At 42.6% G+C, this 8,412-nt stretch carries 7 protein-coding genes and 1 pseudogene; all 8 read right to left on the bottom strand.

From position 1 onward, the window contains the following. Positions 1–322 precede the first annotated feature (322 nt). Positions 323–793, bottom strand: a complete 471-nt coding sequence (locus BLR76_RS10400; protein WP_091268724.1) for a glutathione peroxidase — start codon at positions 791–793, stop codon at positions 323–325. Between the two features lie 37 nt (positions 794–830). Beyond that, entirely contained in the window at positions 831–2,696 is a 1,866-nt protein-coding gene (locus tag BLR76_RS10395; RefSeq protein WP_091268722.1) for a heavy metal translocating P-type ATPase, read from the bottom strand. 175 nt (positions 2,697–2,871) lie between these two features. Further along, entirely contained in the window at positions 2,872–3,729 is an 858-nt protein-coding gene (locus tag BLR76_RS10390; RefSeq protein ID WP_091268721.1) for a VOC family protein, read from the bottom strand. Between the two features lie 57 nt (positions 3,730–3,786). Next, the gene (locus BLR76_RS10385) at positions 3,787–4,254 is read right to left on the bottom strand and encodes a glycosyl-4,4'-diaponeurosporenoate acyltransferase CrtO family protein (RefSeq protein WP_245683086.1); all 468 of its coding nucleotides are present in this window, start codon (positions 4,252–4,254) and stop codon (positions 3,787–3,789) included. A 29-nt stretch (positions 4,255–4,283) separates the two neighbouring features. Beyond that, the gene (locus BLR76_RS10380) at positions 4,284–5,396 is read right to left on the bottom strand and encodes a glycosyltransferase family 2 protein (protein WP_091268717.1); all 1,113 of its coding nucleotides are present in this window, start codon (positions 5,394–5,396) and stop codon (positions 4,284–4,286) included. A 37-nt stretch (positions 5,397–5,433) separates the two neighbouring features. After that, positions 5,434–6,936 carry a phytoene desaturase family protein gene (locus BLR76_RS10375; protein WP_091268716.1) on the bottom strand — a complete coding sequence of 501 codons (1,503 nt, stop codon included), beginning with the start codon at positions 6,934–6,936 and terminating at the stop codon, positions 5,434–5,436. A 32-nt stretch (positions 6,937–6,968) separates the two neighbouring features. After that, entirely contained in the window at positions 6,969–7,787 is an 819-nt protein-coding gene (locus BLR76_RS10370; RefSeq protein WP_245683085.1) for a phytoene/squalene synthase family protein, read from the bottom strand. Between the two features lie 363 nt (positions 7,788–8,150). Further along, positions 8,151–8,412 (bottom strand): annotated as a pseudogene (locus BLR76_RS12080) (group II intron reverse transcriptase/maturase); the annotation flags it as partial.

Here is an 8,412-nt window from a genome sequence, read left to right as displayed (position 1 = left end):
AAAATTCAAAGAGTAAAAGGAGACCGGAATCATTGGATAATTGACCGCCATCGTTTGACATAACCAAATGGGGATTGAATTGTAGTTGCTTTTCTTGTAAAGTTGACATTGAGCACACCTCTTGTTTTTGTTGTTTTGGTCGACTTTACAATAACATAGAGTGTGCTCTTTTTGTATATTTTTTTCTTCACCCAACGGGTGAAGAAGGAATAGAGTGATAAACCTTATCAAAGCGGGATAAATGCCTGTTCTGACAAGGTACTATGAATTATTCAGGCAAGACTTTGTTTTAAATGTTTTACATGTGAAGAAATCTTCTTTTTTATTTATCTAACTGCTTTTTCAGTTCTTCTTCTACTTTTTCAGGACCAGATACAGGAGAGAAACGTTCGATCACTGATTCCTGCGGCCCTATTATAAACTTAGTATAGTTCCATTTAATCATCTTCCCGCCTGTCTGTTCTTTAAGATACTTGTACAATGGGTGAGCGTCATTCCCGTTGACTTTGATTTTTTTAAATAATGGAAAAGTCACGCTATAGTTCATGGTACAGAATTCCTTTATTTCGTCATTTTCCAGCGGCTCCTGATTCATAAACTGGTCACAGGGGAAGCCTAGTACCCGGACTCCCTTATCTTTGTACGCGTTATATATACTCTGGAGCCCTTCAAGCTGCCCCACTAGACCGCACTTGCTGGCCGTATTGACAATAATCAGCCAGTTATCTCTATATTCATCCAGTGTCTGTTTCTTTCCTTCAATCGTTTCTACTTCAATATCATATAAATCCATGGGGTATTCTCCTTTAACTGTTGTGCTGAAAACTCGATCATCTGAGCAGGCGCAGGCCGTTCAGTATAACTAGTATCGTGCTACCTTCGTGTCCAATGACTCCTAATGGAAGATTGATCAGCTGCAGCAGATTCACTATGATCAGAAAAACAATCACGGCAATCGAAAATACAACATTCTGCATTATGATTCTGTTCAGGCGTCTGGACAGTTTATGACTATAAGACAGCTGCTGCAGATCATTTTTTACAAGCACCACGTCAGCAGCTTCCATAGCGAGATCCGTTCCCGCACCCATTGCAATTCCGATGGAGGCATTCGCCAGAGCCGGAGCATCGTTTATGCCATCGCCTACCATGACAATTGTGCCGTACCGTTTCTTCAGTTCCAGAATCAGTTCCGCTTTTTCGTCAGGTAGGCAGTTGGCTATCACCTCATCGACTCCTATCAATGAACCGATCGATTCACCTGTCGCCTGATTGTCTCCAGTTATCATGAGGGTCCTGATGTTGTGACTTTTAAAATAGTCTACTGTTTCTTTTGCTCCAGGAGCCGGGAGATCCAGTAAAGCAATATAGGCAGTCAGTTCATCATTTTTTGATACATATAAAACTGTCTTTCCCTCATTCTGTCTGTTCATTGCTTCAATTGCCAAGTAATCATCATCATTTTTAACAACAAATTCTTTCTTTCCTATTTTATATCTGTCTGTTCCGGCAACGCCTTCCATCCCTTTTCCTTCTACTTCATTGATCAGGTCAAAGTGGAACAGTCTGCCTTCCGTTTCAGCACTCAAATGATCGACAACTGCTCTCGCAAGAGGGTGACTGGACTGTTTCTCCATAGCGACAACGACCTGCTGGATCTCCTTGCCATATGACTGATCATTAAATACCACATCCGTCACTTTCGGCGTTCCTTCAGTCAGGGTCCCGGTCTTATCAAATGCTATTGCACTGATCTGACTGAAATTCTCCAAGTAGGAGCCGCCTTTGTACAGCACACCGTTCTTAGCTCCGTTCGATATTGCTGACAAGGTCGCCGGACTCGCTGAGGCCATCAATGCACAAGGTGAAGCAACAGTCAGCAAGACCATTCCTCTATAAAAAGATTCAGTAAATCCCCAACCAAGGATATAGAGGAAAACAAGAATCATAACTGGGACAAAAACCAGCACAATTTTCACATAATGCGTTTCTATCGACTCAATGAATGTCGCTGTCTGAGACGGTGTACCTTGCGCTTCATCAACCAGTCTGATTATTTTAGCGAAAAGTGTGTCTGAATAGTCAGTGGTCACACGAACCTTAATAGGCTGAGAAATATTCACAGTTCCCCCGATCACTACATCTTCCGCCTGCTTACTTACAGGGACCGATTCGCCTGAGACTGCTGATTCATCGATGAGCCCATACTGACTGATCAGTTGACCATCTATAGGAATGGCAGACCCCTTCGGAACAATTACACAGTCACCTATTTTGAGATCTTCAGTTTCCACTTCTTCAGTTCTACCTTCTTCAGTGAGGAGGAGAGCTGTGTCAGGTGTGAGCTTCATCAGATGAGAAATGGCATCTGTACTTTTATTTGTTGTATAGATTTCCAGCGAGCCACTAAGTGAGAAAATGAAAATCAGCAGAGCTCCTTCCAGCCAGAAACCAATGATCGATGCCCCTACTGCCGCGAGAACCATCAGAATATCAACATTGAGTGATCGGTCTCTTACCAGCTCCATTATGCCTTCTTTCCCCTGATAATACCCGCCAATGATAAAGGAACTGATAAAGAGGACGACATCCAACGGTCTCCAGCTATTATATGATGCAATGCCACCGAACAGGATCAGAAACCCACTGATCACGGTCAGAAGCATTGGCTTGTTATTTTTGAATAATCCAGTCATCTTAGTCCTCCTAGTCCATGCCTTATATGTTAAAGATAGCACAATCTTAAGTATGGTCCTAGTCAATTCATTCAGATGAGAATGATACTATTTCTCATTATCCATAATCTTGCCATTATTACTAAAAAGACCTTTGACAGACATATGTATCTTCTGCCAAAGGTCCCATTTATATTCACTCTATAACATTAAAGGTAATAATGATGCCATTCGGGTCAGTTACTGACAAACTGTCCTGTTCCCGTTCGAAGGGATAACCATTTTCTGACAGACGATCGGCCAGCTTATCTATATCTGTCCGGTCAGGCAGAACAAGCGTAAACAGACGTAGTCCCAAATCGCCGGATCGTCGCTTAGGTAAGCCACTACCTGCCCATGTGTTCATTCCAATATGATGGTGATAGTCTCCAGCAGCAATAAAACGTGCCTGAGCACCATACTCGTATTTCAAATCCATTCCAAGCGCATCAGTATAAAACTGCTCTGATTCTTTCAAGTCTGATACGGACAAGTGTATATGACCCACGACAGTTCCTTCAGGAAATAATGGAGATACTTTCTCATCCCGACTGTCCAGCACGCCGTGTGCATCCATCTGTTCGGTCACACCTGGAATCGTTCCGTCATCATTGATCACCCACTCTTCTTTAGGCTTATCTCGGTAGATCTCTATTCCATTTCCTTCAGGATCCTGCAGATATAACGCTTCGCTATACCCATGATCCGAAGCACCGGCAATTGCCACTTCATTTTTTAAAAGATTGTATAATGTATTTCCTAAATCCCTGCGCTCAGGAAGCAGAAAAGCGGTATGGAACAGACCTGCTTTCACTTCTAAGTTATCCTGACCTTGGGTTTCTTCAAGAATAAGCAGGACCTTTCCTGATTCTGCAATACCTAATTTTGATTGTGAGTCAGTTTTTTCAATCAGACTAAGTCCGACTGTATCAGTATAGTAACGCGTCATTTTATCCAGGTCTCTCACATTCAGTTCAGCATACCCTATTTCCGTCAGTTTATTTATTTTACCCATCCTTATCCTCCTTTACTTTTACTTACTTTTATATAGTAACACGAATTCGGAATAAAATCATCTTCTTTTATATCTTCTTTGAGCAATCATCGCCAGCCTGATACGATTATATCTCTGAATAATAATAAATGGGACATTGACGATGATTGCATAGAACACCATGACAAAACCCGCCCAGACTGGATTCCACAAGAAAAACAATGGTGCAGGAAGAAGAAGCAGAAGATGAGTCAGTTCTGCCCTTTTCGTTTCCATTATAAACAGCTGCATTGTTTCTACTGTCGTATCAGCCAACTGTTTCTTCTTATAACCCATCTTGAAAAGTGAAGCACCATCCGGGAGTCTGTCTTTCCATTTGTGTACATAAAATACATTTCTCCAGAGCTTCCCCTTTTGTTCAAAGGACCGCTCTCTGAATAAGATGTCTGACGGGTGGTCAGGTCCAAAGTAACTGTAGGGGACTTTCAGGAGACCGAGTGAAATGCTTAAGTGGAAAAAAAGCCATACTGCTATGTTTACCCACACTAACCTCAATACTTCTCTCTCCTTTCAGCCTAAAACTTTATTTCTCTGTTCCGCCATCTGACTCTTTTCAGTATTTTTACCTTAAAGACTGAAAAGAGATACAGAAACAGAAAGACTATGATATAAATTACCGGAAATCCTGCTGTCCATAGCGGAAATTGACCAACTTTGTTCATCAGCCACCTGAACTGCACACAGTAAAAGAAATAGATTAGACCAGGAAGTAGAATACCTGCTGGTCCAAGGATAACTAATGTTCCAATCAGTATAGTCGTCGACAGGCAAATCCCCGCTATCCACAGCGCAATACTTAACAGAACTAAGGGGTTGGTCCCTTCCGATCCATGAATCAGGCTTTTAGTCCAGCCGTTGACCAACTGACTAAAGCTTTCAGGGAACATCCGGAAATGGACAACCTTCTTCCCACTGAACACATTAACAGGTAAACCCGTTTCTTTATACCGTTTTGCCAGTTCGATGTCATCCATATGGCTGTCCAGTATGGTCCTATGTCCACCAGATTCTTCATATTGCTTACGCGTCGTCAGCAGAAACGGGCCAAAAGCTCCTCTCTCTTCGATGTGTCCACCTAACAGGCTATACCGATTGACACCGGCCATGACCATGATATTCGGAACGATCGATGCTGTTTCGTAAACTTTTTTTATCTCATGAAAGGGTTGTATGGATAACAAGCCCTTGTCCTGTTGATTCAAATATTGATCAGCAACTGATTCAAGCGCCCGGTCATTGACAAAGTAGGTGTCGGCATCCAGGAAGAGCAGCCATTCTCCCTTTGCCTTTTCGGCTCCTATCCAGCAAGCTGCAGATTTTCCCCCTGATTCAAGTTCTGATTCTTCAGTGGACAATACTTTCGCATCGTGCGCTGCCGCAATCCTAGCTGTATCGTCTGTGGATTCATCATCCACAACAATAACTTCCAAAGCCTTATAAGTCTGGCTATTCAAGGACTTCAATAGGTTCGGCAGAGATTTTTCTTCGTCTCTGGCCGGGATAATGATAGAAAGTCCCGGAAGCTTTCTGTCAGACTTGGTTAAAGGAATGACGGGTATTTTAAACAAAAAGAAACACCCGCTCATCAGACCGATAGAAAGGAGCACGGCAAGTATTCCCTCACTCATCTGCGCACATCCTTTCTCTCAATATGATTACCAGGTGTTACTTGTCTTCATTTATGATGATGTCGGCGACTTGCTGCCCACTTAACGTGACCATCGGCATTCCGCCACCGGGGTTGACCGATCCTCCGGCAAAATAAAGGTTCTTGTACTGGTCACTTTTCTTAGGAAACTTGAACCCCTTGTTCTTTTTCCGGTCGGAAACAACACCGTAGATCGCGCCATGTGTAGAGTAATAGGTCTGTTCAATGTCCACAGGCGTCCACTGATCTTCAACTACAATATGTTTTCTCAAATCAGTCAGACCCATATTCTCCAGTTTGATCAGAACACGTTCTCTCAGCTGAGCGTAATCAGCATCTGTAAACGGCCGATCCTGAATATAAGGAATGTGTGGAAGGATCTTGATATTCTCATGTCCTTCAGGTGCCTGAGACGGGTCGGTCTTGTTGCTGTTTACAAGATAAATCGTCGGATCCTCAGGCAGTCCTTTATCTTTAAAGACTGTCTTGTAGTTGCGCCTGGAGTTTTCCGAGAAGAAAAAGTTGTGATGAGCCAGCTGCGGGTAAGTCCGGTCGACACCAAGGTGAAGCACGAGGCCGGATGCTGCTGGTTCAAATGTCTCTTCCAGTTTATCTGTAAGGGCAGCGTCGACATTTAAAAGTCGCTTGTAGGTGGGAATCACTTCCATGTTTGAAACGATTTTATCAGCCTTGACATGCTCACCATTGCCAAGCTTTATACCTGTCACTTCATTCTCTTCATTCGTATCGATTGCTGTCACTTCAACACCTGTATGAAAGCTCACACCGACTTCTTTTCCAAGTTGGACTAAACCTTCAGCCAGCTTGTGCATGCCTCCGTCGACATACCAGAGTCCCATTTTCTTCTGTACGTATGCCAGAACATTCAAGACAGCCGGGGCTTCATCTGCAGAGGAACCGACATACTTAATGTAATACTTCAGCATGTCCCTCATGTAAGGATTTTTTACACGCTTATCAATGCCTTGAGCCATTGTATGGAAATAATCGAACCCCTTCAATGCAGGGATAAGACCATGGTAATCAATGATGGATTTCAGATCATCCAGTCCTTTATTAAAATACCCTTCTTCAGTTGCCTCATATAATCGGCGAGTATAATCAAGATAATTGCGGTATTCCTGAAGGTCCGTATCACTTAACGCAGGATTCTTCTGCTTCATTTCATCCAGATCATTGTATAACTCAATGGTTGTGCCGTCAGTAAAGAACGAGCGCCATTCCAGATCAAGCTGTCTGATAGGTACATAATCTGCCAGTTTCTTTCCACTTTTTTTAAATAATTCATCAAAAATATGAGGCATGGTGAGAATGGATGGCCCAAGATCGAAGCCGAATCCTTCTTTTTCCAGCCTGTTCAGTTTGCCGCCCAGGTGACTGTTTTTTTCATACAAGGACACAGTATAGCCGTTTTGAGCCAGTGATATGGCAGATGACAATCCACCCAGTCCTCCACCGATAACTACGACCGTTTTCCCCTGATGTTTTACCTTCGTCATATTCTCTGCCTCATTCTTGTAAATTTTCTCTCTCACTTATCAAATTGCATCTTTACTTCTCTCAACATCCGCATTTTCATTATCATGGATGTCTTGTTTCTCTTGGAAAAGCAGTCATAATTATTCTGTCTCACAGCCTCAAGAATTCCGCCGTATACTTTTGATGACAAGGCAACAGGATACTGACTATCCTTGTCAAAAAGATCTAATGATTTAGTGAAGTCCAGATAAAGCTGTTCAGCCCTTAAGGCAAGGGTTTCCCAAATACTGATAAATGATTCGTTGATCACTCCATCAGACAGATTCTGTTCAGTATAGTTCAACTTCTTCATTAAATCAGACGGCAGATAAATCCGATGAATCTCCCGATAGTCTTCTCCGACATCTCTTAATATATTCGTCAGCTGCATAGCGACGCCCAAAGCGATTGCCTGCTCTTTTAACTCCTGATGGTTCTCAGTTGCTATGATCGGAAGAAGCATCAGACCGACAGATCCAGCTACATAGTAACTGTAAGTCTCAACCTCTTCCAGCGTCGAGGGCTGTTCGAAATGATAGTCCATTGCCTGCCCTTTCAGCTGATCATAAAATGGTTGAATCGTCATATCAAATCTGCTGAAGACATCTCTCAATGCGTGCCAGATCGGGTGGTCCGGTTCTCTCCCTTGCTCAAATCGGTTCAGTTCGCTGGTCAGCATAGCCAGTGCTTCAGCCTGCTGCTCTTTTGTTTCTGCTTCATCGATGCTATCATCTGCCAGGCGACAGAAAGCATAAATAGCATACACTGCTTCAGCCTTATCTTTAGGCAGCTTCGAAAAAGCAAAATAAAAACTCTTGGACTGTTCTTTTATAATCTCTTCGCAGTAAGCATAGGCCTGATCTATGCCTGAAGAGTGTATCCGCTCTTTTTCGATACAAGCTCCTCCTCTAAAAAATATAAATGGTATAGAGAGTGTTCTTAAACTCTATTTCCATAACACTTGTCATTTACATTATTTAATTCATAGTAACATACTTCAAATATAATCAACATATGATACGCCACCAGAAATATTGAAGATAGTGTGACCTCTTTATGCTTCATAATCATCGGACTGCCAACATTCCTGATTTATTTGAGAAGAATATGCAGACGGGTATCGAGTAGGAGATAAATGATTAATTCATTTATCGTCCTCTCACACCACCGTACGTACGGTTCCGTATACGGCGGTTCAATATCTTAAGTAAGCAGACTCTGCCAGGTCTCGTAGTGAAACTACGTTCCACCGGTAGAGTCTTTTCGTTGTAAGCACCCAATGAACTTCAGGTGTTTTTGACAGTCTCCAGTATTTCTTTCTGGAGTAACCAATGCGTTTAGCACTGTCCATATCTAGACCTAAACGCATTAATCTGCTAATCTTAGTACGTGGATTTTTCCATCTTTTTAAAATGAGTTGCCTGATACGGTGATGGAGCCATTGCTCCACTTTCGTT

Source organism: Alkalibacterium thalassium, from assembly GCF_900101165.1.
GTDB lineage: Bacteria > Bacillota > Bacilli > Lactobacillales > Carnobacteriaceae_A > Alkalibacterium > Alkalibacterium indicireducens.
The sequence above is the reverse complement of the archived record's forward strand: the minus strand, read 5'-3'. Positions and strand labels throughout refer to the sequence as shown.